The following is a 26113-nucleotide window of genomic DNA, read 5'->3' as shown; positions in this document are numbered from 1 at the left end:
CTCTCCGGGAATGGGAAGAAGACAATGATCGAGCTCGGCGTCGTTATGCCGACCTCACCAGGCGGAACCCATTGCGCCACAGGGACGATCGCGCCGATGTCGGCATAACGCGCAGGTCGGCATAATCGTGCGGGCTGATCTTCTGCACTTTGGCCCGCCTGACAGCCGCGACAAACCATCCGTCGGTCGACTTGGGCCTGGGCAGGTAGTGGGTGCCGTCGCCGAACACGAGATCATCGAGGCCGCGCCTAGCACACTGCACCGACAATTCATCGAGCACGAACGCAGGCACCGGCACCGACCGTTCCTGACGACTCTTGGTCACACCCACCGCGTGATCCACACCCAACTGGACGGCATTGTCGTGGACGCTCAAACGGCGGCGGAGAAACTGCACATCAGACACCCGCAGCGCCACCGCCTCACCCCACCTGATGCCGCAGTAGGCCAGCGTGAGCACCAGGGCGCGGTGCTGCCCCGACTCGGCAGCCAACCGGCCAACATCATCGGCCGACAGGTACACGCGGCGTTTGCCCGTCTTGTGGGGGAGATTCTCGGCACCGCGGGCCGGATTGGATGCCAGCCGCCGAGCTTTCACCGCGTCATCAAGGATGCCGGCCAGCACACCGAAGCTGCGTAACACGGTGGTGGCACCAGACTTCCGGCCCATCCTGCCTATCCACTGCTCGACGCCGTTCAGTTCAATATCGGCGATACGTGTTGTGCCCCAAGCGGGTTGGACATGGATGCGCCACGCCGACTCCAACATTCTGTAGTTGGACGGTGCCACGTCTGACTGTTTGCGGGCCAGCCATGCCGGTGCCAGCTCGCCGATCGTGATCATTCCGAGTGACGGTGCAACGTAGGTGCCGGTCATCTTCTCGACCTCGACGGTGGATGCGAACTCTTGGGCATCACGTTTCGTGCGGAAGCCGCGCTTGCAGGTCGTGGTCCGCTTCGGCGTGCGGTAACGGACCTGGTACCGCTTCCCGGCCGCGGTGCTGTAGCCCTCAATTGTTGCCATCAGCCCGGTGCCTTTTCCTCGTAAGCTCCTTTGGAGTCCCAATTTTTGCCACCGAGGTCTCCTTTGAAGTCCAGCAGGGTCACCAGGTCGACGATCTGCTGCGCGGCTGGCGACAGCGGCTTGGCCGCAGACGTGATCCCCATCAAGTCGTGCACCGTTGTCTCCAAGGCCACGGCCAGCGTCCAGAGATCATCCGCGTCGACCCGGCGTTTCCCGGTGGCGATCAGGCTCAGCGCGGAGACGCTCAGCTTCCGGCCTGACTCTTCGGTGCGCTCCGATAGCTGGTTGAGCGTAAATCCTCGGTGCTTCCGTATCCGCGTCATGTTCTCGATGACCGCTTTACCCATCGGCCCCGACTCCATCCCCTTTTTCGCCATAACCGCGAATCTACCGCGATGTTTGCAAAACGTCCAGACTGTGGGTAGAACTTGTGGTAATCGCGAAACCATCGTGATTATCGAAAGGACTCAGGTTATGACCGACTTGGATCGCGGCGATGTCGTCGCGTGGGTGAGCCAGGGTGTTGACGCCAATACCGTCATTCCGGCAGCACAGATGAAAACCATCATCCCGGACACCACCGACCAGTTTTGGAATGCGTTGCGACACAAGGGCGGCGGACCTGTCTACCGGAAGGTCGGCCGGAAAGTCTTCTACAAGCTGGCCGATGTGTACGCCTGGCTCGACGCCAACGCCTACGAGCGCACCGACCGTCCGGTGAACGCGTGAGCACGAGCCGCCGAGGCCGATGTGGGCTCGGGTGATACCTCATGACACGAGAACGCCGCCCCGGCAGTAACACCAGGGCGGCGACCAGACCCGTTGCCAGACGAGACAGCACCGAGCGTATCGGACACCAAACTCCAATCAAGCTTGGAGATGAACGGGTCAACTGGCGTGATGTCCTGCCGGTCGCCGCGGACATTGTGGAGTCCTACTCCACGGGTGTCACACTGCGACAGTTGTTCTACCGGCTCGTGTCGCTTCCCGCGGGTGAGCGGGGCCGTATCCCCAACCGCAAGTCGGCTTACGAGCAACTGTCGCTCAACACGGCCAGGGCTCGCGACGAGGGCACGTTCCCTGACCTGATCGACCAGCGCCGCCGGATCGAAGTTGTCCAGTCCTGGGACTCGCCACACGAAGCGGTCGCCGAACTGCGCGACTACTACCGGCGGGATCACACCGAAGGACAGCCGTATCAACTGTGGTTGGGTGTCGAGAAGGACGGTCTGAAAGCCCAATTGCATAGCTGGTTCGATGATCTGGGGCTGCCGATCATTTCCCTTGCGGGACAGTGCAGTCAGACGTTTGCACAGCAGATTGTCCGGCATGTGGACGCTGATGGTCGGCCGGCCGTTTTGCTCTATGCGGGCGACCACGATCCGACCGGCTGGTCGATTGTGCAGAACTTTGTGGACCGCACCGACTGCTGGGCCAATCCTGAACTGCCGGACTGGAACCCGGCTGACATGCCGTCCGACTATGGGCGCAAACGTGGTCACGCGCGAGCATGGAAGCGGATTCCCAACTTCAACCGGTATCGCAAGTTTCGGGTGGCACTCACCCCCGAGCAGTGCGACCAGTATGTGCTGGCGCGCAACGCGGCCAAGGCAGCAGACCCCAATATGGACGCGTTCAAACTCAACTTCGCCGACACGTTCACCGACGACGAGATTGACGACGGGTGTGGTGTTCAGGTCGAGGTCGACGCACTGGAACCAATGTTGCTGCGCCAGTTGTTCACCGACGCCATCGAGAAGGTCTGGGACACCGACGCTTATCAGGATGTGCTGGACGAGGAGGAGACAGACCTCGAAGCACTCGACCGTGTTCAAAACTTGTTTGGAGACGGGTCATGACCGCCCGCCAGCGTGTCGAGGATGCGCTGCGCGACGTCACCGTGATCGACAAGACGGCGGTGACACCGTGACCGCCGCCGCAACAGCTTTCGACCGGCTGATCGCCGATTTGCGAAACAACGGGCAGACCGTCATCGACGCCGGCACCACCGCCAAGGCCCAATGCCCTGCCCATGACGACACCAACCCGTCGCTGAGTATCACGGCGATCGAGGGCCGGGTGCTGATCTGCTGCCACGCGGGCTGCACCTGCGATGCAATCGTGAACAGTCTCGGGCGCACGATGGCCGACCTGTTCGACAACAGCCGCGGCGCCGACTACCTCTACCCGGACGGCCGCGACGTCCATCGCACACCGACCAAGCAGTTCAGCCAGAAAGGCAACACCAAAGGGACGGCTCTATTCCGGGCCGACAAGATCACCGAGGAGATCCACACCGTCTACGTCGTCGAAGGGGAGCAGGACGTCCTGGCCGTCGAAGCCGTCGGCGGTGTCGCGGTGTGCAATGCGATGGGCGCCGGCAAGGCCCACCTGTTCGACTGGTCGCCGCTGAAAGGCAAGCACGTCCTCATCGTTCAAGACCGCGACGATCCCGGCCGCAGTCACGCCGCCGAGGTCGCCGCGATTCTGGAACCCATCGCCGAATCCGTGCAGATCATGCAGGCCGCCGTGGGCAAAGACACGGCCGACCATATCGCCGCGGGAAAAACGCTTGACGACTTCGTCGAGGTCGAAAGCGAGCTTCTCGCCGACGTGAAGTCGGCGGCAGCACTTGACGATATGACGTTCGCCGAGCTGGTCGAGCATGTGCCCAACCTGATCCACGAGGGCTTCGGCGTGCTGGCCGGATCACCCAAGGTCGGAAAGTCGTGGATGGCAATAGCTATTGCCCTGGCCTGCGCGCAAGGCGGGAGAGTGTTCGGCTGCATCAAAGTCGAGCCGCGGGCAGTGCTGTTGCTTGCTCTTGAGGATGGTGAACGCCGATTGCAGAAACGAATGTGGATTTTGAACGGCGACGATCCGCTGCCCGAACGGTTGGACTACCTCACCGTCGTCCAGCCCGGCGAGGTCATGCCGACAATCAAAGCGTGGCTGCAACGTCACCGCAACGACAAGGATCCGCCGCTTGTCATCGTGGACACGTTCGGCAAGGTGCGTCCACAGCGCAAACCGGGCGAGGACCCCTACATCGCGGATTACCAGATCGGCAGCTACATCAAGCGCGCGGCTGACCGTATTCCCGGTGCCGCGATTCTGGTCATTCATCACGACCGCAAAATGGGGTCCGACGACTGGCTGAAAACCGTTGCCGGCACCCAGGGGGTCACCGGCAGCGCCGACTATATTTTGTTGCTCGCCCGCAAACGCAAAAGCAGTGAGGGCCTGCTGTCGGTCACCAGCCGCGACGTTCGTGAAGACGAATACGCGATGCTGCTCACCGGCGAAGGCGTGTGGAAGCTCGACGGCGGCAGCTTCGACACCGCCGCCGAGAAGGCCGACGAGCGAATTGAAAGAGGAAAACTGGACGAACGTGCGTTCAAAGTTCTCACCTTCGTGAACAGTCGCAAAGAGACCCGCGCGGAAGACTTGCAGCCCCTTGGCTTTGGCGCTCCCACGGCCACGGTCTATCTCGCTCGGTTAGCTAGCTCGGGTCGCATCGACAGGATCAAGCGTGGGGTTTACGGTCCTGTGGGCGACGAGTCCGACCAGTCCGACGACGCGGAAAACGATGTCGAGCCCCCTAAAGAACGTGTTAGGAGTGTTATATCGAACGAAGAAAATAACACTTATAACACTCCTAACACACACTCTTTTATAGACGACAAGCCGCGCTGCAAGCACTGCGGCGATCCGCTCATGCATCCCGAATCCATTACCCGCGGCTACTGCGCCAAGCAAAAATGTTTGCTGGAAGCACAGAACCCCAACATCCCGCTCCCGCCCCCGCTCCCGGTCCTCCTGGTGGTGGTTTGGGCGGTGGTACGGGGCCGCCGCCGCAAGCCCCGTCCCCGCCTGGGGCGCCGCCTGGCCGGCAGAGCAGTTCGGTGCCGTCGATCGCGCCGTGGGACGTTAACCCCCCGGTACCGATCGAGAGCGACACCGGGCAATGGGTCCAAAAGGGGCCGGGAACGACCGGGCCGCACGGGTCCTACTGGGAGGGTGCTCCGCCACCCAACTTCATCCCGAGAATGACACACCCGCCCACCGGGGCCGGTCCCGGCGACCGGGTCCCCTACGTGGCTCCCCCGCCGGCCCGCAGCACCGGCTACCAGCCGCCCCCACAGCCGCCGAATAGGCCCCCGGTGCAGCGTTCGATGATGGAGCAGCTGTCCACTCTTCGCCCGCGGGACCAGAATCCGTTGGGCGCGCCGAGCCGGTCCGATATCGAGGGGTCGCTGCGCGAGCGAGGGCTCGACGTGCGGTGGGAGAAAATCCCGGATATATATTCGGCGGATCTGACCAAATTTGATCACATCGCCTACGGCTGAGTCGCGGGGATTAGTCAGGCCGTATCGGTGCGGTGGGCGGATCCGCCGCGGCCCGGCGCTGGCGTTGATCCCGGCGGCGGCGCCGGTGGGCGTGGCCGTGGACCTTCGGTGCGCACAACGGGTGGTGTCGTTGTCGGCGAAATGCCCGCCGGCGCCGGCTGGCACGTTTCATGCCCGCCGACAGTATCGGCGGCATTGTTGAGTTGCGCCGCGATCATTACGCCCACCGCGGCGCTGGCCATCAACCACCAGGTTAGTTGGGGCGGTCTGCGCTTCGCAGTCATCGGAGCAGTCCTCCAATCTTGTTGGGAAACCGGTCGGCTCACTGCGTCACCCCGGGGCCGCGGGGCCATGCCGCGCGGCTGGCCAACTCTTGCACCAGGCAAATCCAATCGTCCTCCTGGAATTCCTCGCCGTGGTCTGCCGCCGTGGCCAACCATGATGCCATCGTGCCGATCGCGTCCAGGTCGCCTTCAGGTATGCGCTCGCCCGGGCCGCCGATGCCTTCGACGCTGAAAGTGGCGCTGCGGTAGTCGGCGATGAGCTGGTCGGCGATCATGCGAACGTCGGGCACCCATTTTCGGCGTTGCAATTTACTCATGCGTTTCCTTCTTTAGGCACTCGTTGCAGACAAGAATGTCGAAGGGCGCTTCGGGGTCATCACCAGGCACAACATCGCAGTCCGTGTAATCCTCATCGTCAAGACCCTTGCGTCCGCAGCGTTCGCAGACAGAACCTAGCCCAAACGCCTCCGCGAATTCCTCGAAACTGTCTGCCTCGGGGGCTAATTCACGGGCGTGTTGTCGTAATTGATCTAGCTGTTGACGTCCTTCGGCGTCCAGTGTTCCTTCGGCGGTTTTCACCGACTCCCACGCCTCGGCGGCGCGCTTCGCGTCGTCGAGGGTGCGGAAGTTCTGGCTGTTCGCGTAGCCGTCGTTGGTCAGCATCAACAGATGCCACCACCCACCGTTTTCGCGCGCCTGCTGGGCGATGCGATACTCGCGCGGACCATCACACACCGCGTGGAAGCGCCAGCGGGGATAGATCGCCGTCGAGTCGATGTCGCTCCAATCCAGGCGGATGATGGGATCTTTAGTGGTCATTTCTTTGTCTCTTCCAATCTTGTTGTGATGGTTGATGTTTCTTCATTTCGCGCCGCCGCCGGCCGGGGTTATCAGCTTGTCCAGGTCGGCGGTTTTGACGAACAGTAGCCGCGGGCCGACGCGTACCGCGTCCAGACGGCCATCGGCGATCCAGCGGCGAAGGGTGCGGTAGCTCACCGAGCAGTATTGGGCGGCTTCAGGCAGTGGCATCAGATCGGGGTGGCGCCGGTGGCGACGGTTAGACATGTTTGTCCTTCGATGTGTCGATATGTGTGCGCATGGGCAGCAGTGACCATTCTGCACCGGCAACCGCGTATCGGCAACGAATCCCGTTGTCGCGCAACGGTTGTACTGCTAGAGGCTTGACTTGCGCAGTACAGCTTCCGGCATCATCGCCGGTCAGCGCGCCAGATCACAAAAAGGTAACGATTGGTGGTGGCCGCGCGGGTCGATATCGCCGACGGCCTCGAAGTCCTTTTCCCGGAATGATCGTCCGACAATCAGAATGCTTGCCAGACAACACTTTTGCGGACCACACTGACAGCCATGATTATTGAGGGAATGCCGCGGGCCGTCGTGCGGCCGGGACCGGACAGTGATGTTGTCGTGGCCGCGTTCACCTGTCACGCCGACGGCGAGGTTGAGCAGCTGATCCGCATCGCCGGGCTGGACGCCTGCGACTATCTGACGAGCGGGGAGGCGTCGGCGTTGGCCCGCGCGCTGGCCGCGGCCTCCGATGAGCTGCTGGGCGCCGACGAGATCGACCGTTGGGCTGGCATCCGCACGGCAGACTGATGCGCCGGGTTGGGAACCCAAACCTCCCGGAGGTCGACACGACCGCACGGCAGAATCGCAAAAATGTGATCTCCATCACACCGGTGCCGCCTGTGGATAACTATGGGCGCATGGGCGTCAGGTAGTGCATTGCGTGCCCTCAATGCCTCCTTAGGGGAGGTATTCTCCCTCCCGGAAGGTGACTAGTGCGCAGACCGGATTACCGGTTGGTATAGGGCTGATCAGCCGAAATCGCCTTCAGAGAAACCGGTGGTCAGTGACACTGGGTACTGGCAAGCTGCAGATAGAGCGGATACTTGGTGGTACATAGCCCGGACATAGGCTAGCCAAGCTCTGGATAAAAGTATGTAGAAAGGGGTGACGAAGGATGGCGAAAGCAAAGGTGGTCACTCGGTCGAAGGCGCAGGCGGCACACGCCGCGGCGGTCAAGACCGACACTGCCGAGATCGCCGAATTCCTGACTGACAACCTCGGACCGACCCTGACCGCGTTCATCGCTGACGTGGACAAACGCACAATCGCCCGATACATCAAGGATGGCGATCAACCCCGCGAAGACGCAGAGAAACGTCTCCGAGCGGCCTATCAGATCTTCAACCTCATTCTTGAAGTCGAGGCCAACCACACCATTAGAGCCTGGTTTATGGGAATGAACCCACAGCTCGACGACGAATCGCCGGCGGAAGCTATTAAAGCAGGCGATTTCCGTGGGACGATGGCCGCAGCCCGAGCATTCATCGCTGGAGGATAAGGGGGGTAATCGTTACGGGTGGCTGCTGCGTCGCATTTGGCGGGCCCCAAGCTAGTCGAACCGCCGCCTGAACCTCTGTATCGCGTTGCGCGCTGTTCTGGCCCGCTAAAGCCCAGTTGGATAGCCGCGGAAGATGCGTTGCAACCCAGAGCCGGTAACAGATTTGATGTTGTAGGCGGAGGCGTCATCTATTGCGGCACAAACGTCGTGGTCTGCTTCGCCGAGACCCTTGCGAGGTATCGCCCCACGGCGAAAATGCGTGCGCTTCTGAAGAATGTGGACCCCGGTTTCGTGGTCTGCGGTGGCGTTCCTCAGGACTGGCGCGAGCAGCGCACGATTGTGAGGGCGCACATCCTGGACTCGCTGCCATTCGTCGACATCGACGACCCGGTTACGCACGAGTACTTGACATCCGTGATGGCTGACGAACTCACCGCATTCGGTGTCGATGTTCTCGACGTCGACACTGTACGCGGCAAGAATCGGCTGATTACACGTGCGATGTCAAGCTGGGCTTACTGGGCCGCCGACGATGACGAACCTAGATACTCGGGTGTCCGATATCTGTCGCGCGTCCTGCCCAATGAAGAATGCTGGGCTGTATTTAACGGAACGCGCATCGTCGAAAATGGTCGTCAGTCGATTCAACAGAACAACCCCGAGCTGCGCCAGGTGGCGGACATGTGGGGGTTGCGAATCTTCTGAGCAGTGAGGGGCGTCGTCGCGGCGCGGGAGACTCCCAGCGCTCCGAGGTCGACTAGGGCGGCGGCTGACGCCCCAACCCCGATCCTCGCTGTAATCATTTCTGTGCCCTTACTGACAAAATAACGATGCTTCGGTGGTGTGCCGGATGACGACCGCCGCATTGTCGCCGGTAGAAAACCCTTGAAACACCGAGACTATTAACGCCTCGCGTGGCCGTCCCCAAAACCACGAGGTGTTGTCGGTGCTATCGGGCGGTATGGCTGTTTTTCGGCAGTAGGGGTGACCGTTGAGGGGCTGGCCTACGGGTATCAGGGCTGCCTCTTGCGCGACGGCATCTTGGTAGGAAGTGCCCTCAAGTTCCCATCGTTCGGACTCAGGTGAACCCTCCACGAGGGAAGCGTTGCCGGGCACCCACACATCGGCCACCGCCGAGTGATGAGCACCGGGCGGGGGTGTGATCGGTGCGGCTGTCGCGGTCACCGAGGGGTATGAGCGCTCCGGCCCTCCGGGCTGCAAATACTGTGGGCAATACTGGCCGACGGCAATTGATATGAGCATCAGCGGATCGCCCCATTCGCGTTGCGGGGTGTAGAAATCCTCGACGGCGGCACGGCTTGAACCCGACGTAAATTTGTTGCAGATTTCGTGGGCGGTGGATATCGCGTGCTCGGGTGTCGTGTAGGTGACCCTAAACAAGTCGAGGTCATGGATGAAAGCCCTGTCGGTTGCCGACAGGCCCGGAGTTGCCGACGGTCTTCCTGTTGTTTGGCTTGGCGCGCCGCAGCCGACGAGGATGATCGCCATCGCGACCAGGGCGGCGGCTGACGCCGCAACCCCGATCCTTGCTGTAATCATGTGCTGTGCCTTTATTCTCGTCACCATCTATCGCTAGGCACGATGAACTGAGGGGCAGTACGCGACCACCCGACGCCGTGATCAACTACGACGCATGCTGCCCTTAACTGGTGTAATCCCTCGTTTCAGCTTCGTGCCGCACTGCCAGCACACGCACCCGGGCTGCGTCTCCGGGATGTTCTGGACAGCGTTGCACAGTGGGCACTTCGCCGCGCGCATGCCCGGTGGCGCTTTAGGCAGTCCGGGCCGCCGAAAGATCACGATGATCACGCCGATGATTCCCAGGAGTGCGCCCCATAAAAACGACTCGGCCACGAGGAGGTTCTTCTTTTGGCCGATAGCGGCTGCGATGGCCCCAAAGATCAGGCACCAGACGATGATGGCCCAAGGGTTCAGGAAGTCCATTGTGCCGGTGCCCTTTCATAAGACGTGACACGTGTTAGGGAAGCTCATCACCCGAGCCGTCTGCGTAGCTACTGGCGAAAGTCACCTCATGCGGGGCACAAAGGTCTCCTGTCGAGACCGCGCGTCTATCAGATCCACGACGGGCGACGGTAGGCCCGTGAGCACACTTTGAGCACACTTTGAGCACAGTTACAGATAATTCAGCGCAATCACAACGAATCACAAGGAACGTCAATCGGCTGGTCAGAGCCGGTTTCGACGTCCCTACCTGGGCGGTGGCGGAGGGATTTGAACCCTCGGACGGTGTTAGCCGTCACACGCTTTCGAGGCGTGCTCCTTAGGCCGCTCGGACACGCCACCGCCGTGCAGCTTACCGAACCAGGGAGCGCTCACCCCAATCGCTGGCGGGCGAAGAAGGCCTCCAGCGGCGCGGCGCACTCCTTGGCGAGCACCCCCGCCCGCACCGCAGGGCGATGGTTGAGCCGCCGATCGCGGACCACGTCCCACAGTGAGCCGACCGCACCGGTCTTGGGTTCCCAGGCCCCGAACACCAGCCGCTCGACGCGTGCCAGCACCAATGCGCCCGCGCACATGGTGCACGGTTCGACGGTGACGGCCAGCGTGGTCCCCTGCAGCCGCCATCCGTCGCCGAGCACCCGGGCCGCCGCCCGCATCGCCAGGATTTCCGCGTGCGCGGTTGGATCACCAAGGGCCTCACGGGCATTCACCGCCCGGGCCAGTTCGGTTCCGTCGGCGCCGATGACCACCGCGCCGACCGGAACGTCACGCGGGCCGGCCGTCGCGGCAACCGCCAGTGCGGCCCGGATCAGATCTTCGTCCGTCGTCACCGACCGAGGCGGTCGATCACCGCCGACAGCTGCTCGGCGAAGCCCATTTCCCGGGCGATGCGGCCCAGTTGCTCGTCGGCGTACAGATCGGTTTCGTCCAGGATCACCCCGAGCACCGCTTCGGACAGCCCAACATCGGACAGCAACCCCAGGTCGCCCTCCTCGAACGGGTCCGCGTCCTCGAGGTCCTCGGGGTCGATGTCGGCGTCCAGGTTGTCCAGGACTTCGGCGGCGATGTCGTAATCCAGGGCGGCGGTGGCGTCCGAGAGCAACAGCCGGGTCCCGGAGGGCGCCGGGCGCACGATGACGAAGAATTCGTCGTCGACGTCCAGGAGTCCAAAGACCGCGCCCGCACTGCGCAGTTCACGCAGTTCCGTCTCAGCGGCGTTCAGACTCGCCAGCGACTTGGGCGCCATCGCAGAACAGTGCCATTTGCCCTCTTCGCGCACGACCGCAACGCCGAAACCGTCCGGCACGTCCGCCGCCGGGCCTTTCGCTGAGGCCCGTTGTGCTCCCATGGGCGCTTACGGTAGTCGCTGACCAGGCCCCATGACCAGATCAGGTCAGATGGAACCCAAACGAGCCGACAAGAGGAAGCGCACCCGAGAGCATCACCGCCAGCCGAACTGTGCCAACCTTGGACTGTGGCTGGCCCTGCTACTCGCCCTGTTTCTCAGACACCGGTGTGCGTGCTCGGGCTGGGACTCATCGGCGGCTCGCTAATGCGGGCCACCGCGGCGGTCGGCCGTGAAGTGTTCGGCTACAACCGGTCGGTGGAAAGCGCCCAGGGGGCCCTCGCCGACGGCTTTGACGCCACGACTGAACTCACCGACACGCTGACGCGCGCCGCCGATAGCGAGGCGTTGATCGTGCTGGCGGTACCGATGCCGGCGGTGCCGGGGATGCTCGCCCACGTCAGCGAATTGGCTCCAGACTGTCCGCTTACCGACGTCACCAGCGTCAAAAGCGCGGTGCTGGGGGCGGTCACCGCCGCCGGTCTACAGGAACGATTCGTCGGCGGTCACCCGATGACGGGCACCGAAAATTCGGGTTGGGCAGCGGGCCACGCCGGATTGTTCACCATGGCCCCGTGGGTGGTCAGCGTCGACGACCATGTGGACCCGGTCGTGTTTTCGATGGTCATGACGTTGGCGCTGGACTGCGGAGCGGTGGTGGTGCCGGCCAAATCCGACGAGCACGACGCCGCCGCTGCCGCCATCTCACATCTGCCGCACCTGCTCGCCGAGGCACTCGCCATCGGCGCCGGCGAGGTCCCGCTGGCCTTCGCGCTGGCCGCAGGTTCTTTCCGCGACGCCACTCGGGTAGCGGGCAGCGCCCCGGACCTGGTGCGCGCGATGTGTGAAGGCAACTCCGGCCAATTGGTGCCGGCGGTGGACCGGGCCATCGAGCTGCTGAGCCGTGCCCGCGACTCGCTTGCCTCCCACAACTCGGTGGCCGAGCTCGTCGAGGCGGGCCACGCGGCGCGGACACGTTACGACAGCTTCCCGCGCTCCGATATCTTCGCAGTGGTTATCGGCGCCGAGAACTGGCGCGAGGAGCTGGCCGCCGCGGGGCGGGCAGGCGGAGTGATCAGATCCGCTCTGCCAATCCTGGATAGTCCACGATGAACCCGTCGGCGTCGACGCGCACGCTGGTGTCGGCGACCGGGGAACGCAACTTGATCCCGTCCAGACGTCCCTGGCCGGTGTAACTCACGGTGGCCGCGCTGACCGTCATCTCGGGCACGTTCACATAGACCACCGGCAACGTGACCGCGTCCGCCCGTTCGTGTAGGCCCAGGCGCCGGATCGGCAGCGCGTTGAAGAACGGGCTGAACACCACGTCGAGGTCAAGAGCGCCGTTGTACGCAGCGCGACTCTCCCCCTGATGGTCGGTCACCAACCACATGTTCTCCTCGTCGCGCGAAATGGCGAGCTGGCGTTCCCGCTCGGCCAGCGTGACCGTCAGCCCGAACCGTTTGGTGGCACCACTCTCGTCGGTCTGCACTTCGTAGAAAGCGCCGAACGCCGGATTGGTCGCGGTCGCGGCGGCCACGATGCGGCCGTTGGCTTTGATTCGCTTACCGGACAGCTGCACTCGGACCGATTCCATGCGCGAGACGTCCTGTGCACGCCAAGTCAACATCGCGGGCCAGACGCTCGGAGTCGGATCAGAGGCTGCGTTCACTCATCTACCGTAAAACGTGTCAACGAACCGCGGCGGGTTTGGCGGTAACTGTGGCCTCGCCCACGCGCTCCGGATGAGCGACCAGCATGCGCAGCCGACCGGTGCCAGGCACCGACAACCACACCGCCAGCGCCAGCAGCCCGTCCAGGATCAGCGCCAGCGCTGCGACCATAAGTGCACCGACCAGGGCCAGCTGAAATTCACGCATCTTGATCCCGTCGATCAGATAGCGGCCCAACCCGCCGAGACTGGCATAGGCGGCAACCGTCGCGGTGGCGACCACCTGCAGCGTCGCGCTGCGCAACCCACCCAGAATCAGGGGCATCGCGTTTGGCACCTCCACGCGCATCAGCACCTGGGTCTCCGTCATACCCATCGCACGGGCGGCATCGACCACCGTGGGATCGACATTGGCGATGCCCGCATACGTGCCGGCCAGCAGCGACGGGACGCCGAGCAGCATCAGCGCAACCAGCGGCGGCCCCATGCCCAACCCGAAGAGCAGCACCCCGAGTAACAACACGCCTAACGTCGGCAGCGCGCGCAGTCCGTTGACCGCGCCCACCACCAACACCGTGCCGCGACCAGTGTGCCCGACGATCAGCCCGATCGGGACGGCTATCAGCGCGGATGCCCCCACCCCCATCGCGGTGTATTCCAAATGCTCAATGGTGCGCGCCGCCAGCCCGACGGGACCGGTCCAGTTGTCGGCGGCCAGCAGGTACGACACCGCCTTTTCGACGAAGTTCATCGCGCTCCACCCACCATCGGCGGCCCCAGCGGGCGTTGCCTGCGGGTGACGCGCGCCCCCCGTTCCCACGGCGTGAGCAGCCGGCCTGCCACGACGATCAGCAGGTCGACCACGACCGCAAGCGCCAACAGGACAATGATGCCGGCAATGATCTGATCACTTTTATTGGTCTGATACCCGGCGGTGAACCAGGCCCCGAGGCCGCCGATACCGATCACCGAGCCCACCGAGACCATCGCGATATTGGTTACCACGACCACCCGCAGCCCGGCGACCATCACTGGAATCGACAGCGGCAGTTCGACTTTCAGAATCCTTTTGAACGTCGGGTATCCGACCGCAATAGCGGCGTCGCGCACTTGAACCGGCACCGCATCCAGCGCCTCGAGCACCGCGCGCACCAGCAGCGCCACGGTGTAGGCCGTTAGCGCCACTATGACGTTCGCCTCGTCGAGCACCCGGGTTCCGATGATCAGCGGCAAGACGACGAACAGTGCCAACGACGGAAGGGTGAACACGACACTGGCCGTTATGGTCGTCAGCCGTCGCGGGATCGGCGCGCGCTGGACCAAGACGCCAAGCGGCACCGCGATCGCCAGCCCGATCAACACCGGCAGCAGCGACAGCCGCAGATGCACGGCGGTCAGCGCCCAGGCGCTGTCGAGGTGCTTAAGCAGATAGTGCACGGTCACGCCTTCCGGCGCGCGTCTGCGGCGGCCAGCACGTCGGTCGCCAATACGCCGCCGATGACTTTGCCTTCGCTGTCAACGGCAATGCCCATCGCTGACGGCGAGGACAAGGCCGCATCGAGGGCTTGGCTGAGGTTTCCGCCTGGTCGAAGCTGTGAACCGACGGCGGTGATGGTGTCGGACAGCGGTGCGCCACTGCGGTGCCGCCTGGCGGCGTCGGCGTCGATCCAACCCAACGGCACGTCGTCGTCGACTACCAGCATCCAGCCGTCCGCAATGTGGGTGCCCTCAACATTGGAGTCATTGGAGAGGCTACCGACGGAGATCCGGTCGATGTGGTGCAGCGGGAGCCCCGACGCACCGATGAGCTGCAGCCAACGATAGCCGCGGCCCAGGCCGATGAACTTCGATACGAAGGCACTAGCCGGGCGCGACAGCAGCCGCACCGGTTGGTCGTATTGCTCTAGGACACCGCCGCGTCCGAACACCGCGACTCGATCGGCGAGCTTGAGCGCTTCGTCGATGTCGTGTGTGACGAAAACGATGGTTTTGCGCAATTCGCTTTGCAGATTTAGGATTTCGTTTTGCAGCTCGTTACGTACAACCGGGTCGACGGCGGAGAACGGCTCGTCCATCAACAGAATCGGCGGATCGGCGGCTAATGCCCGTGCCACCCCGACGCGTTGTTGTTCTCCTCCGGATAGCTGCGCGGGATAGCGGGCAGCGAGCTTGGCGTCCAGTCCTACCCGTTCGAGCACCTCGTAAGCGGCTTTGCGGGCGGCCCGGCGCGACTGGCCGCGCAAAACGGGGACGGTTGCGATGTTGTCGATCACCCGTTGATGGGGCATCAGCCCCGCGTTCTGGATGACGTAGCCGATCCCCAGACGCAGCTTCACCGGGTCGACGGTCGAGACATCCTTCCCGTTGACCGTGACGGTCCCTGAGGTCGGATCGATCATCCGGTTGATCATTCGCAGCGCTGTGGTCTTGCCGCTGCCCGATGAGCCGACGAAAACCGTCAACTCACCATCGTGTACCTCCATGCTCAGCTGATCCACGGCGGTGGTGCCTCCGTAGAATAACTTGGTGACTTTGTCGAAGACGATCATTGGCCGATTGGGTGGTTGAAGCCATTGTCCCGCACCCAATTTCGTGCCGCCTGGGCGGGATCTATCCCCCCGTTACCAGCGACCGCGGCGTTTAGCGCGGCCACCCCGTCGGAAGTCAGTTTCGCCGATACCGCGCCGAGCACCGCATTGAGCAGGTCGGACTTCTTCTGCGAATTCACCAGTGGCACAATGTTGCCGGCCAGAAAGTTATGTTCAGGGTCCTCGAGTACCACCAAGTGGTTTTGCGAGATAGCCGGTGATGTGCTGAAGATGTCGGCAGCGTGCACCCTTCCCTCGACCAGTGCGCGAACGGTCACCGCGCCGCCAGCGTCCTCGATCGCCACGAAATTACCAGGGCTAATGGTGAGCCCGTACTTTTGCTTCAGGCCTGGCAGCCCGGACGGGCGGGACTGGAAATCTGACGGCGCTGCGAACCTCACGTCCGCCGAATGTACTGCCAAGTCGGCGATTGTTGTCAGATTCCACTCTTTGGCTGTCGCACTGGTGACGGTGACCGTGTCGGTGTCCGAAGCCGCCGACGGGGTCAGAATCGCGAGATCAGCGGGCAATCGCTGGTGGAGCTCTAACTCGACGGCGTCCAGCATGGTCGCCTTTGAGTTGGGTGCGAAGTACAGCAACAGGTTGCCGATGTACTCCGGTACCAGGTCGATCGAATGGTCTTTGAGCGCAGGTATATACGTCTCTCGGCTTCCGATTCCCGGACGGCGCCCGGCATCAAAGCCGTTGGCCTGCAATGCTTGTGAGTAGATCTCGGCGACAATCTCGGATTCCGGAAAGTCAGCGGACCCGACCACGATGGATTTCACGCTTCGGGTCTCGGCGCCCAGCGGATCAGGGTTAGCGCAGGCCGCAATCAGACACATCGCCGCAAGGCACACGGCCGCAGCGATGGTCGCGATACGCATACGCCCCCGCATCTTCATGGTGTTGACACTAACGTCGGAAACTACGGGGCGCTGCTGCGTGAGGTTCACGCCGTACCAGGTTTCTCGCGTGGTTGGTTTATTTCTGAGCCAGATGGGACAAAGATGGGATCATGAGCAGCGATCCCTCTGCCTCGCCCGATAAGCCCAGTGCGAAGAACCCGACTGTGCCGGCGCCGGCCGCAGGTCCGCCGGCCACGGATCCGGCGGCCAAGTTCACCCGCGCCGGCGCCCTGTGGACGTCGTTGATTGCCGGTTTCCTGATCCTGATCCTGTTGCTGGTCTTCATCACCCAGAACATGGAGACCTCGTCGTTCACCTTCTTGGGCTGGCACTGGAGCCTGCCGCTGGGAGTGGCGATGCTACTGGCGGCGATTGGCGGCGGGCTGGTCACGGTGACCGTCGGTACCGCGCGGATCCTTCAGCTGCGGCGAGCCGCCAAGAAGAGCCATGTGGCCGCGTTGAAGGCGTCAGCTCGGTAGCTTGGCGAGCTCGGCCAGTCCGCGCGAGATCAACGGCGCGACAACCTCAGGCCCCTCAGACGCCTCGTCCTTTCCCTGCGCCTGCTCCGCCATGCGCCTGCGGAAATCGATGCCGGCGGCGATGATGGCCAGCTTAAAGTAGGCCAGCGCCATGTAGAACTCCCAATGCGCCAGCGACAGTCCGGAAACCAGCGAGTACCGATCCGCCAGCTCGTCGGCCGTCGGCAACAGCGGCGACGTCCAGGCTGCTTGGGCATTGACGATCAGGTCCAGCGCGGGATCGCGGTACACGCACATCAGGGCGGCGTCACTGAGCGGGTCGCCCAGCGTCGAGAGCTCCCAATCCACCACGGCACGGACGCGGGTCGGGTCGTCATTGTCCAGGATGGTGTTGTCGATCCGATAGTCACCGTGCACGATCGAAGTGCGGCTCTGCTGCGGAATGGATTGGCACAAACCGGAATGCAGGCGCTGAACGTCCGCCTCGCGGTGGTCGTCGGGCAGCCGTACCAGGTCCCATTGTGAACCCCATCGGCGCACCTGGCGTTCGAGATAACCGCTGGGTTTGCCGAAATCGCCCAGCCCCACCGCGTTCGGGTCGACGCTGTGCAGGTCGACGAGGACCCTGATCAATGCATCGACGCAGCCGTCGATGACGGTGTGGTTGAAGGCTTCGAGCTGCGCGCGCCGGCGCACCACTTGGCCGGCGACGAATTCGACGATCTGGAAGGGCGCGCCCAGCACCGAATCGTCCTCGCACAGGGCGATGGTGCGGGCCACCGGAACCGCCGTGTCCTGCAGCGCGGCGACCACCCGGTACTCGCGGGCCATGTCGTGCGCCGAAGGTGTCAAACCGTGCAGGGGTGGCCGTCGCACCAGCCAGTTCGTTTTCTCGTCGTAGACCCGGAACGTCAGATTGGAGCGGCCGCCGGAGATGAACTGCGCACGCAACTCCCTGTCGCGCTCGATGCCCAGCGAACGCAGATACCGGTCCAGCCCGCCGAGGTCAAGCCCCTCGAGTCGGTCAGTTGAAGTCACCGGACTTGTTTACCACCCTCGACTCTGCGCTTGCGGCTTCGACCCTGCGCTGAGGGTGGGTTATCGGCCGATTTGCCCACCCCGGACGCAGGCTCGATCGCTTAGCGCCTCACCATCGCTGATTGCGGGGCAACAGGTCCCACACGTGTTCGGTGGAATTGACTGTCGCCACCGTCACCTGACCGGACCGGGAGTACAGCAGCCGGGTGAGCGATGCGTAGTCGATGGGAAAAGACAACAGCCTGACGGTGCCCAGGATCTCGTGCAGCAGCATGTTGATCACCCCGCCGTGGCTGAACACCGCGACCGTGTCCTCGGGATCGGCGGCGGTGACGAGGTCGTCGACCGCCGCCCGGACGCGGGCGCGAAACGCGTCCTCGTCGACCGCGCTCGGCAAACGCCCTTCGGCCATACGAACCCACTCCTGCGGGTTTTCGTCGCGGATCTGCTCGACGGGGATGTAATGCGGAAGGTCGCGGTCGTATTCGCGAACCGGTCGTCGATCTCGACGGATAGCTCACGCACCGCCGCGACCGGTTCCGCCGTCTGAATGGCACGTCGCTGCGGACTGCTCACCACCCGGGAGATGGGAAACCTGGCGAGTGCCTCGGGCAGGCGCTTGATCTGAGCCAGCCCTTCGTCCGACAAGTCCGGGTCGGAGCCCTCACCGTGGTCGCTGCGCAGGGGCAACGCATGCCGGATCAGAAGCACTTGCATGTTTCTTCCCGTCGTCTGGTGGTCTCACTGGCGGAGAATGCTATTCTCTGCGCAGAGAGCGGGGTGCGCGGACAATGGTTAACGGTATCGAACCTCAACTCGACGCGGGCGTTCTGGGTCGGTGGCTCGACGAGAACGACGCTCCGGGCGGCGGCGAGGAACCCTCGCTGCAACAACTCAAGGGTGGCTCGCAGAACACCCTGTATCTGATCGAACGTGGCGGTCAGCGCATGGTGCTGCGAATGCCTGGTCTGCGCGCCGACGCGGCCCGCATCGACGGGCTGTTGCGGGAAATTCGGTTGGTGCGGGCGTTGTCCGGCACCGACGTGCCGCACGCGGGGCTGATCGCGGCCGACGAGACCGGCACCGTGCTCGGCATGCCGTTCTACGTGATGCGCGCGATCGACGGGTGGAGCCCGATGGACGGCGGCTGGCAGGCGCCCTTCGACACCGACTTACCGGCCCGGCGCGGGCTGGCGTTCGAGCTTGTCGAAGGGGCCGCCAAACTGGGCCGGGTGGATTGGCGCGCCCAAGGACTCGACGGCTTCGGCCGTCCCGACGGATTCCACGAACGGCAGGTTGATCGCTGGCTGAAGTTCCTGGATGCCTACAAGGTGCGCGACCTGCCCGGCCTGGACGAGGCCGCCAGCTGGTTGCGCGACAACCGGCCCGCGCAGTACAAGCCCGGCATCATGCACGGCGACTACCAGTTCGCCAACGTGATGTTCGCGCACGGAGAGCCGGCTCGGCTGGCGGCGATTGTGGACTGGGAGATGACGACGGTCGGCGACCCGTTGCTCGATCTCGCCTGGGCGCTACTGGGCTACGACGGCGAAAATCCCCGCGACGACGGGTTCTATCTGGACATGCGCGGCATGCCGAACCGCAGCGAACTACTCGAGCATTATGAAAAAGTCAGCGGGCTTTCCACCGAGAACATCGACTACTACCTGGTGCTGGCCAATTGGAAACTCGGCATCGTGCTGGAGAAGACCTACGCAACAGGGGTACGTATGGGGGCCGAAAAAGGAGGGGTAGACCCGAAGATCAAGGACGCCTTCGGGGCGATGATCCCACAACTCATTGCCACCGCAGCCGAGCTGGCCCGGGCTTTGCCTTCCAGGCCGACTGGGGCCTGCTGAAATGGGTTACGCAGACCGGATTTTCGACCTCACCGACCGGGTCGTACTGATCACCGGCGGCAGCCGCGGACTGGGCCGGGAAATGGCGTTTGCGGCCGCTCGCTGCGGAGCCGACGTAGTGATCGCCAGCCGCAACATGGACAACTGCGTGGCCACCGCCAACGAGATCGAGGCCGAGACCGGCCGTTCCGCCATGGCTTATCAAGTGCACGTGGGACGTTGGGATCAGCTCGACGGATTGGTCGAGGCCACCTACGAGCGCTTCGGCAAGGTCGACACGCTGATCAACAACGCGGGCATGTCACCGCTCTACGACAAGCTGACCAACGTCACCGAAAAGTTGTTCGACGCGGTGGTCAACCTCAACCTCAAGGGCCCCTTCCGGTTATCGGCGTTGGTGGGCGAGCGGATGGTGGCCGCCGGCCGCGGTTCCATCGTCAACGTGAGCTCCACGGGGTCGCTGCGTCCGAACGGCGGCATCATTCCCTACGCTGCGGCCAAGGCCGGGCTCAACGCCATGACCGAGGGACTGGCCCAGGCGTTCGGGCCGACCGTGCGGGTCAACACGCTGATGGCCGGGCCGTTTTTGACCGACGTCAGCAAGGCCTGGGGTCTCGAGAACGACAACACGAACAGGTTCGGTCATCTCTCGTTGCAACGCCCCGGAGATCCGCCCGAAATCGTTGGCGCCGCGCTGTTTTTGGCCTCCGACGCGTCGAGTTTCACCACCGGTTCGATCCTGCGCGCCGACGGCGGGATCCCTTAACGACGGGAGCATTCGAATGTCTTGGAACTTCTCTACCGAACCGGAATTCGAGAAGAAGCTGGACTGGGTACGCGAATTCGTGCGCGAGGAAGTGGAACCGCTCGAGGTGCTGTTCCCCGGCTGCGAGTTCCTGCCGCTCAACGACGAACGCCGCAAGATAGTCGATCCGCTCAAACAGCAGGTCCGCGACAATGGCTTGTGGGCACCGCATTTGGGCCCGGAACTGGGCGGGCAGGGCTTGGGCGCGGTCAAGCTGACGTTGATCAACGAAATTCTGGGCCGTAGCCCCTGGGCGCCGATCGTGTTCGGCACGCAAGCGCCAGACACCGGCAACGCCGAGATCATCGCCCGCTTCGGGACACAGGATCAGAAGGACCGCTACCTGGCGGGCCTGTTGTCCGGCGAGATCTTCTCGTGCTTCTCGATGACGGAGCCGCAGGGCGGCGCCGACCCGCGGGTGTTCACGACGCGCGCTGTCAAAGACGGTGACGACTGGGTCATCACCGGACGAAAGTACTTCTCCTCCAACGCCTCCGTCGCCTCGTTCTTCATCGTCGTCGCGATCACAGACCCCGACGTGCCCGTCCACCACGGCGCCTCGACGTTCCTCATCCCGGCGGGCACCCCCGGCCTGAACGTGGAAGCCACCCACCACCTGGTCGGAGCCGACCCCCATGAGCCCGGGCATTCACTGGTTAACTACGACGGGGTGCGGGTGCCGTCAGACGCGCTGCTCGGCCAACCGGGCATGGGCTTCCCGATCTTGCAGACTCGGCTGGCCGGCGGGCGGTTGCATCATGCGATGCGTTCGATCGGGATGGCCCAGCGTGCCGTCGAAATGCTGTCGCGGCGCGCGAAAAGCCGCTTTACGCAGGGCAGTCTGCTGGCTGACAAGCAGTTGGTGCAGGAGTTCGTCGCCGACTCCTACACCGAGTTGATCCCGTTCCGGTTGACGGTGTTGCACGCCGCGTGGCTGATCGACAACGGCGACGAGCATGCCGCGCGCGCCGAGATCGCCGCCTGCAAGATCCTGGCCTCGCAGGTGCTGAAATCCATTGCGCTGCGGGCGATCCAAGTGCACGGCGCGCTCGGCCTCACCGACCAGCTGCCGCTGGTCAACGTGCTGCTCGGCGGGATTGCGCTCGGTTTGGCCGACGGCCCGACCGAGGCGCACAAGGTCAACCTGGCCCGCATGCTGCTCAAGGGATACGAGGCCGAAGACGCGGAGTGGCCCAGTGAGTTGCTGGACGTCCGCCGCGAAGCCGCCAAGACGAAGTACGGCGACCTTGTCGAACGTGTTCCGGCCCTTCCCGATTCGCCATGAACAACCGGGTAACCGCGGCCGTCGTGCGCGCGCACGACGACCGGCAGCGGGAGGCCACCGAGGAGGTCGAGCGCATCCTTGCCGCAGCGGTGCGAGTGATGGAGCGGGTCGCACCCGACCCGCCTCGGGTCAGCGATATCGTCGCCGAGGCCGGCTCGTCGAATAAGGCGTTCTACCGGTATTTCGCCGGCAAGGACGATCTCATCCTGGCGGTCATGGAGCGCGGGGTGGCGATCGTCGTCTCCTACCTTCACCATCAGATGGCCAAGGAAGCCAGACCGGAGGACAAGGTGGCCCGCTGGATCGAGGGCACCCTCGCACAGGTCGCCGACCCGCACCTGATCAGCATGAGCCGCGCTGCCGCGGGGCAGATGGCGGCCAATGCCAATTGGCGTGCGAGCGACCAGGAAATGATGCGGCCGCTGCGTGATCTGCTGATCGACCCGGTGGCAACGCTGGGCAGCAATGATGTCGACCGCGATGTCAATGCCGTCTTCAGCTGCACGGCAGCGATGATGCGACGGTACGTGGGCTCGACCGACCGGCCGGACACCACCGACATCGCCCACCTGGTGCAGTTTTGCCTGCGCGGGCTGGGGGTTGGCTGATGCGCGCGGTCGTCTGCCGCACCTACGGCACACCAGAGGATCTGGTCATCGACGATGTGGCCGACCCCGTCCCGGGTCCAGGCCAGCTGCTGGTGCGGGTCCGCGCGGCGGCGGTCAACTTTCCCGATGTGCTTTTCATAGCGGGCAAGTATCAGGTGAAGATCCCGCCGCCATTCATACCGGGCAACGAAATCGCCGGCGAAGTGATTGCCGCCGGCGATGGTGCGCCGTTCAGCCCGGGCCAGCGGGTATCCGGAACCACCTTCGGCGCGTTCGCCGAGCAGGCGTTGCTCGACGCGAGCCAGGCGGCGCTCATGCCCGACGACGCCGATTTCGCGTCGGCCGCGGCATTCGGCGTCACCTACCGCACCGCCTATCACGCTTTACGCTCGGTTGCCCAAGTAGCAGAAGGTGATTGGGTTGTGGTGCTGGGCGCCGCGGGCGGTGTTGGACTGGCCGCAGTTGATCTGGCGGTCGCAGTGAAAGCCCGGGTGCTGGCCGCGGCGTCGAGCAGGGAAAAACTCGAGATATGCCGTCTGCGCGGGGCCGAGGCCATCGTGGACTACGACCGCGAAGACCTGAAAGCCCGCATTCGTGAGCTGACCGGTGATGCCGCCCGGGTGGTCCTCGACCCGGTCGGCGGAAAGTATTCTGAGCCGGCACTGCGAGGGCTTGCCCGCGGCGGAACCTTCATCACCCTGGGCTACGCCGCGGGTGCGATCCCGTCGATCCCACTCAATCTCGTTTTGCTCAAAGACATCTGTGTACGGGGAATGGAAATCCGTACCTTCCTCGCCGACCACCCCGACGAGGCCGTGCGCGACATGGAGGAGCTGGCGCAGATGTTCGCCGCCGGCACCATCCGTCCCTACATCGGCGCGCGATTCCCGTTGGATGAAACCCCCGCGGCGCTGCGTTATGTGGCCGATCGCAAGGTCCTCGGCAAGGTAGTTATCGAAGTCGCCTGACGGCGCCGAGTCAGTAGCGCGAGCACGGCTACGGCGTGATGATGTTAAAGCTCGGGTCCGGCGCGTCGAGCACACCCAGCAGCGACTGCAACGCCGTCTCATCGCCGGACAACTCGAGCCCGGGTGAGGTGAAGTCTCCGAATGCCGCGCCCAGCAGCCGCATCTTGCTGGCCAGCCGCACCGTAACGGTCGCCGACGGGGGGTCGGGGACGATCTTGCGGTAGACGAGCACGCCGTTGCGCAGTGTGAGCCGGTAATTCGCATCCGAGTCGGTGAAGGTTATGTCGAAGGCAAGGTCGAGGTTCCAGCTGCGTGGCCCATTGACCCGGATGGCAAGGCTGTCGAAGATCTGCTCGGGCGTGAGCTGGGACAGCAATGTCGGCGAGGTGGTCGACGCGGCCGTGCCGAAATTGCCGTCGCGCAATTCGGTGGCGCCACTGAGGAAGAAGTTGCGCCACGTCGCGTTTTCGGCGCCGTAGCCCATCTGCTCCAGGGTGTCGGCGTATAGCTCACGGGCGCTCACGTGCTCGCTGTCGGTGAATATCGCGTGATCGAGTAGTGTTGCCGCCCAACGGAAGTCGCCCGAATTGAAAGCCGCCCTAGCGAGCTCGACCACGCGGTCGATGCCGCCGAGCGCCTCGACGTACCGGGGGGCCAGCGCCTCGGGAGGATGGGGCCACAGCCGACCAGGGTTGCCGTCGAACCAACCCATGTAACGCTGGTAGACCGCTTTGACGTTATGGCTGACCGACCCGTAGTAGCCGTGGGTATGCCAGGCCTGCTCCAAAGCGGGTGGCATCTGGAACATCTCGGCGATCTCCACACCGCTATAGCCCTGATTGAGCAGTCGCAGTGTCTGATCATGCAAGTAGGCGTACAAGTCCCGTTGCAGCGACAAGAATTTGACAATGTTCTCTTGTCCCCAGGTCGGCCAGTGGTGCGATGCGAATACCACATCGGCGCGGTCGGCGAAGGTGTCGATCGCCTCGGTGAGGTAGCCCGACCACGCATGCGGGTCGCGCACCAGCGCACCCCGCAGTGTCAGCAGGTTATGCAGGTTGTGGGTGGCGTTCTCGGCCATACACAAGGCGCGAAACCGCGGGAAATAGAAGTGCATTTCGGCCGGGGCCTCGGTGCCCGGCGCCATCTGAAACTCAATCTCCACACCGTCGATCGTGTGCGTCTCACCCGTCGTCTGGATGTCGAGTGTCGGGACGATCAGGGCTACCTCGCCGGCGGACGCGGCCTGACCGAGCCCGCAACCCACCTGACCCTGCGGTCCGCGCGCCAGCAGGCTGCCGTACATGTACGTCGCCCGGCGCGTCATTGCCGGCCCCGCGTAGACGTTCTCCTGGACGGCGTGCGCGGTGAACCCTTCCGGTGCCAGCACCGGCACCCTGCCGGCGTCGACGTCCGCCTGCGAGGTGACGCCGAGCACGCCGCCGAAATGGTCAACGTGGCTGTGGGTGTAGATGACCGCGACGACGGGACGATCACCACCCCGGTGGGTGCGATACAAGCCCAGCGCCGCGGCGGCTACCTCGGTGGACACCAGGGGGTCGATGACGATGGCGCCGGTGTCGCCCTCGACGAAGGTGATGTTCGAAAGGTCCAAACCGCGGACCTGATAGATCCCCGGCACCACTTCGTAAAGGCCTTGTTTGGCGGCCAGCGTCGATTGCCGCCACAAACTGGGGTGCACCGAGGCAGGCGCGGGGCCGTCGAGGAACGCGTACGCGTCGTTGTCCCACACCACGCGGCCGTCGGCAGCCTTCACGACACCGGGCGACAGGGCAGCAATGAATCCCCGATCGGCATCGTCGAAATCCGTTGTGTCGTGGAAGGGCAGTTCGAGTTCGCTGTGGGCCGACTCGATGACTGCGGAAGGGGGTTTGGGATTCACCGCAGATACATTGCCACCAGAGCCGCCCATCGAGAAAGATCTGTTCAGTGACGACGAGTTAACGATTACGAAATAAATATCCCGCGGGCTCTAGATCTTCAGTCCAGATAACCCGCATACTGCCGAGATGGTCCACAAATCCTGCGGACCGCAAAAGTCGGGCAAAGGAGAAAAGGTGAAGCGTGGACTGACGGTCGCCGTAGCGGCAGCGGCCATTTTGGTCGCGGGTATTTCCGGGTGTTCGAACAAGTCGAGTAACGGCGGTGTTTCGACTTCCGTGCCAGGGGGCTCCGTGTCAGTCGGCGGCCCTAACAAGGCGACGGTCATCATCGACGGCAAGGACCAGAACGTTCAGGGCACCACCGTCTGCACCAAGGCCGCCGGCAATGTCAGCATTGCGGTCGGTGGGAACAGCACCGGGATCAGTGTCGTGCTCACTGACGCCAACCCGCCCGCGGTGAAGGCAGTCCAGCTCGGCAACGTCAACGGTGTGACCCTTCAGTACGCGCAGGGTGGTCAGGGCAGCGCCTCAGTGACCATGGACGGCAACACGTACAAGATCACCGGTACCGCGACCGGCATTGACATGGCCAACCCGACGCAGCCGGTTAACAAGCCGTTCGAAATCGACGCGGCTTGCTCCTAGCGGG

32 protein-coding genes, 1 tRNA gene and 1 pseudogene are annotated in these 26113 nt (G+C 63.7%); 15 read left to right on the top strand and 19 right to left on the bottom strand.

Annotated features, from left to right (window positions below; genetic code table 11):
- Positions 1 to 43: 43 nt before the first annotated feature.
- Both ACLP9N_RS20375 and ACLP9N_RS20370 read right to left on the bottom strand, forming a co-directional pair.
- The gene (locus ACLP9N_RS20375; protein WP_442409109.1) at positions 44 to 1024 is read right to left on the bottom strand and encodes a tyrosine-type recombinase/integrase; all 981 of its coding nucleotides are present in this window, start codon (positions 1022 to 1024) and stop codon (positions 44 to 46) included.
- Positions 1024 to 1401, bottom strand: a complete 378-nt coding sequence (locus tag ACLP9N_RS20370; RefSeq protein WP_442409108.1) for a helix-turn-helix domain-containing protein — start codon at positions 1399 to 1401, stop codon at positions 1024 to 1026. The genes ACLP9N_RS20375 and ACLP9N_RS20370 overlap by 1 nt, the downstream gene beginning before the upstream one ends.
- A 97-nt stretch (positions 1402 to 1498) precedes the next feature.
- Here ACLP9N_RS20370 and ACLP9N_RS20365 point away from each other — a divergent pair, with 97 nt between their 5' ends.
- From ACLP9N_RS20365 to ACLP9N_RS20350, 4 genes are all read left to right on the top strand, one after another.
- The gene (locus ACLP9N_RS20365; protein WP_442409107.1) at positions 1499 to 1753 is read left to right on the top strand and encodes a hypothetical protein; all 255 of its coding nucleotides are present in this window, start codon (positions 1499 to 1501) and stop codon (positions 1751 to 1753) included.
- Between the two features lie 41 nt (positions 1754 to 1794).
- Entirely contained in the window at positions 1795 to 2883 is a 1089-nt protein-coding gene (locus ACLP9N_RS20360; protein WP_442409106.1) for a hypothetical protein, read from the top strand.
- A 67-nt stretch (positions 2884 to 2950) separates the two neighbouring features.
- Positions 2951 to 5077: an AAA family ATPase gene (locus tag ACLP9N_RS20355; protein WP_442409105.1), complete on the top strand. Its 2127-nt coding sequence runs from the start codon at positions 2951 to 2953 to the stop codon at positions 5075 to 5077.
- Positions 5074 to 5373, top strand: a complete 300-nt coding sequence (locus ACLP9N_RS20350) for a hypothetical protein (protein WP_442409104.1) — start codon at positions 5074 to 5076, stop codon at positions 5371 to 5373. Before ACLP9N_RS20355 ends, ACLP9N_RS20350 begins: the two co-directional genes overlap by 4 nt.
- 14 nt (positions 5374 to 5387) lie before the next feature.
- Here the strand turns inward: ACLP9N_RS20350 and ACLP9N_RS20345 are convergent, their stop codons facing one another.
- From ACLP9N_RS20345 to ACLP9N_RS20330, 4 genes are read right to left on the bottom strand one after another with little or no spacing between them, the layout of a single operon-like run.
- The gene (locus ACLP9N_RS20345; RefSeq protein WP_442409103.1) at positions 5388 to 5657 is read right to left on the bottom strand and encodes a hypothetical protein; all 270 of its coding nucleotides are present in this window, start codon (positions 5655 to 5657) and stop codon (positions 5388 to 5390) included.
- Positions 5658 to 5695: 38 nt separating this feature from the next.
- A complete protein-coding gene (locus ACLP9N_RS20340) occupies positions 5696 to 5974 on the bottom strand; it encodes a hypothetical protein (protein ID WP_442409102.1) in 279 nt (92 codons plus the stop codon).
- A complete protein-coding gene (locus tag ACLP9N_RS20335) occupies positions 5967 to 6476 on the bottom strand; it encodes a hypothetical protein (protein ID WP_442409101.1) in 510 nt (169 codons plus the stop codon). The genes ACLP9N_RS20340 and ACLP9N_RS20335 overlap by 8 nt, the downstream gene beginning before the upstream one ends.
- Before the next feature lie 42 nt (positions 6477 to 6518).
- Entirely contained in the window at positions 6519 to 6722 is a 204-nt protein-coding gene (locus ACLP9N_RS20330) for a helix-turn-helix domain-containing protein (protein ID WP_442409100.1), read from the bottom strand.
- Between the two features lie 300 nt (positions 6723 to 7022).
- Between ACLP9N_RS20330 and ACLP9N_RS20325 the strand changes: the two genes are divergently transcribed.
- From ACLP9N_RS20325 to ACLP9N_RS20315, 3 genes are all read left to right on the top strand, one after another.
- Entirely contained in the window at positions 7023 to 7271 is a 249-nt protein-coding gene (locus tag ACLP9N_RS20325) for a hypothetical protein (RefSeq protein ID WP_442409099.1), read from the top strand.
- A 367-nt stretch (positions 7272 to 7638) separates the two neighbouring features.
- Entirely contained in the window at positions 7639 to 8022 is a 384-nt protein-coding gene (locus ACLP9N_RS20320) for a hypothetical protein (protein WP_442409098.1), read from the top strand.
- Positions 8023 to 8040: 18 nt separating this feature from the next.
- Positions 8041 to 8727 carry an RES family NAD+ phosphorylase gene (locus tag ACLP9N_RS20315; protein WP_442409097.1) on the top strand — a complete coding sequence of 229 codons (687 nt, stop codon included), beginning with the start codon at positions 8041 to 8043 and terminating at the stop codon, positions 8725 to 8727.
- Positions 8728 to 8835: 108 nt separating this feature from the next.
- Here the strand turns inward: ACLP9N_RS20315 and ACLP9N_RS20310 are convergent, their stop codons facing one another.
- From ACLP9N_RS20310 to ACLP9N_RS20290, 5 genes are all read right to left on the bottom strand, one after another.
- Positions 8836 to 9582 carry a DUF732 domain-containing protein gene (locus ACLP9N_RS20310; protein ID WP_442409096.1) on the bottom strand — a complete coding sequence of 249 codons (747 nt, stop codon included), beginning with the start codon at positions 9580 to 9582 and terminating at the stop codon, positions 8836 to 8838.
- A gap of 81 nt (positions 9583 to 9663) precedes the next feature.
- Entirely contained in the window at positions 9664 to 9987 is a 324-nt protein-coding gene (locus ACLP9N_RS20305) for a hypothetical protein (RefSeq protein ID WP_442409095.1), read from the bottom strand.
- A 273-nt stretch (positions 9988 to 10260) separates the two neighbouring features.
- Positions 10261 to 10347 (bottom strand) — tRNA-Ser (locus ACLP9N_RS20300).
- 29 nt (positions 10348 to 10376) lie between these two features.
- Complete coding sequence (locus ACLP9N_RS20295) at positions 10377 to 10835, bottom strand: nucleoside deaminase (RefSeq protein ID WP_442409094.1); 459 nt, start codon at positions 10833 to 10835, stop codon at positions 10377 to 10379.
- Positions 10832 to 11353, bottom strand: a complete 522-nt coding sequence (locus ACLP9N_RS20290) for a tRNA adenosine deaminase-associated protein (RefSeq protein ID WP_442409093.1) — start codon at positions 11351 to 11353, stop codon at positions 10832 to 10834. Before ACLP9N_RS20290 ends, ACLP9N_RS20295 begins: the two co-directional genes overlap by 4 nt.
- A 165-nt stretch (positions 11354 to 11518) precedes the next feature.
- On the opposite strand from ACLP9N_RS20290, the gene ACLP9N_RS20285 reads away from it, so the two are divergent.
- On the top strand, positions 11519 to 12463 hold the full coding sequence (locus tag ACLP9N_RS20285; protein WP_442409113.1) for a prephenate dehydrogenase: 945 nt from the start codon (positions 11519 to 11521) through the stop codon (positions 12461 to 12463).
- Here the strand turns inward: ACLP9N_RS20285 and ACLP9N_RS20280 are convergent.
- The 5 genes from ACLP9N_RS20280 to ACLP9N_RS20260 are packed head-to-tail and all read right to left on the bottom strand — an operon-like array spanning position 12426 to position 16515.
- Entirely contained in the window at positions 12426 to 13022 is a 597-nt protein-coding gene (locus ACLP9N_RS20280) for a putative glycolipid-binding domain-containing protein (RefSeq protein ID WP_442409092.1), read from the bottom strand. The two genes, ACLP9N_RS20285 and ACLP9N_RS20280, sit on opposite strands and share 38 nt — an antisense overlap.
- A 19-nt stretch (positions 13023 to 13041) precedes the next feature.
- Positions 13042 to 13773, bottom strand: coding sequence for an ABC transporter permease (locus tag ACLP9N_RS20275; protein ID WP_442409091.1), 732 nt, complete (start codon positions 13771 to 13773; stop codon positions 13042 to 13044).
- Complete coding sequence (locus tag ACLP9N_RS20270) at positions 13770 to 14459, bottom strand: ABC transporter permease (RefSeq protein ID WP_442409090.1); 690 nt, start codon at positions 14457 to 14459, stop codon at positions 13770 to 13772. The genes ACLP9N_RS20275 and ACLP9N_RS20270 overlap by 4 nt, the downstream gene beginning before the upstream one ends.
- Before the next feature lie 2 nt (positions 14460 to 14461).
- Positions 14462 to 15571, bottom strand: coding sequence for an ABC transporter ATP-binding protein (locus ACLP9N_RS20265; RefSeq protein WP_442409089.1), 1110 nt, complete (start codon positions 15569 to 15571; stop codon positions 14462 to 14464).
- Positions 15568 to 16515, bottom strand: a complete 948-nt coding sequence (locus ACLP9N_RS20260; protein WP_442409088.1) for an ABC transporter substrate-binding protein — start codon at positions 16513 to 16515, stop codon at positions 15568 to 15570. The genes ACLP9N_RS20265 and ACLP9N_RS20260 overlap by 4 nt, the downstream gene beginning before the upstream one ends.
- Positions 16516 to 16628: 113 nt before the next feature.
- Here ACLP9N_RS20260 and ACLP9N_RS20255 point away from each other — a divergent pair, with 113 nt between their 5' ends.
- Complete coding sequence (locus ACLP9N_RS20255; protein WP_442409087.1) at positions 16629 to 16997, top strand: LapA family protein; 369 nt, start codon at positions 16629 to 16631, stop codon at positions 16995 to 16997.
- On the opposite strand, the gene ACLP9N_RS20250 is transcribed toward ACLP9N_RS20255, so the two are convergent.
- Both ACLP9N_RS20250 and ACLP9N_RS20245 read right to left on the bottom strand, forming a co-directional pair.
- Positions 16986 to 18035 (bottom strand): phosphotransferase family protein, encoded by a 1050-nt coding sequence (locus ACLP9N_RS20250; RefSeq protein ID WP_442409086.1) that lies wholly within the window; start codon positions 18033 to 18035, stop codon positions 16986 to 16988. The two genes, ACLP9N_RS20255 and ACLP9N_RS20250, sit on opposite strands and share 12 nt — an antisense overlap.
- Positions 18036 to 18144: 109 nt before the next feature.
- Positions 18145 to 18752: pseudogene (locus ACLP9N_RS20245) on the bottom strand (histidine phosphatase family protein).
- Positions 18753 to 18826: 74 nt separating this feature from the next.
- On the opposite strand from ACLP9N_RS20245, the gene ACLP9N_RS20240 reads away from it, so the two are divergent.
- From ACLP9N_RS20240 to ACLP9N_RS20220, 5 genes are read left to right on the top strand one after another with little or no spacing between them, the layout of a single operon-like run.
- Positions 18827 to 19894, top strand: a complete 1068-nt coding sequence (locus ACLP9N_RS20240; RefSeq protein ID WP_442409085.1) for a phosphotransferase family protein — start codon at positions 18827 to 18829, stop codon at positions 19892 to 19894.
- A gap of 1 nt (position 19895) precedes the next feature.
- Positions 19896 to 20660: an SDR family NAD(P)-dependent oxidoreductase gene (locus tag ACLP9N_RS20235; RefSeq protein WP_442409084.1), complete on the top strand. Its 765-nt coding sequence runs from the start codon at positions 19896 to 19898 to the stop codon at positions 20658 to 20660.
- 16 nt (positions 20661 to 20676) lie between these two features.
- On the top strand, positions 20677 to 21984 hold the full coding sequence (locus ACLP9N_RS20230; protein ID WP_442409083.1) for an acyl-CoA dehydrogenase family protein: 1308 nt from the start codon (positions 20677 to 20679) through the stop codon (positions 21982 to 21984).
- On the top strand, positions 21981 to 22592 hold the full coding sequence (locus ACLP9N_RS20225) for a TetR/AcrR family transcriptional regulator (RefSeq protein WP_442409082.1): 612 nt from the start codon (positions 21981 to 21983) through the stop codon (positions 22590 to 22592). The genes ACLP9N_RS20230 and ACLP9N_RS20225 overlap by 4 nt, the downstream gene beginning before the upstream one ends.
- On the top strand, positions 22592 to 23560 hold the full coding sequence (locus ACLP9N_RS20220; protein ID WP_442409081.1) for an NADPH:quinone oxidoreductase family protein: 969 nt from the start codon (positions 22592 to 22594) through the stop codon (positions 23558 to 23560). The genes ACLP9N_RS20225 and ACLP9N_RS20220 overlap by 1 nt, the downstream gene beginning before the upstream one ends.
- Before the next feature lie 28 nt (positions 23561 to 23588).
- On the opposite strand, the gene ACLP9N_RS20215 is transcribed toward ACLP9N_RS20220, so the two are convergent.
- Positions 23589 to 25493: an alkyl/aryl-sulfatase gene (locus tag ACLP9N_RS20215; protein WP_442409080.1), complete on the bottom strand. Its 1905-nt coding sequence runs from the start codon at positions 25491 to 25493 to the stop codon at positions 23589 to 23591.
- A 145-nt stretch (positions 25494 to 25638) separates the two neighbouring features.
- On the opposite strand from ACLP9N_RS20215, the gene ACLP9N_RS20210 reads away from it, so the two are divergent.
- Positions 25639 to 26109: a lipoprotein LpqH gene (locus tag ACLP9N_RS20210; protein WP_442409079.1), complete on the top strand. Its 471-nt coding sequence runs from the start codon at positions 25639 to 25641 to the stop codon at positions 26107 to 26109.
- Positions 26110 to 26113 lie beyond the last annotated feature (4 nt).

Origin of the sequence: Mycobacterium sp., assembly GCF_052144515.1 — a bacterium.
Classification (GTDB): domain Bacteria; phylum Actinomycetota; class Actinomycetes; order Mycobacteriales; family Mycobacteriaceae; genus Mycobacterium.
This window is presented reverse-complemented; position numbering and strand designations above follow the sequence as displayed.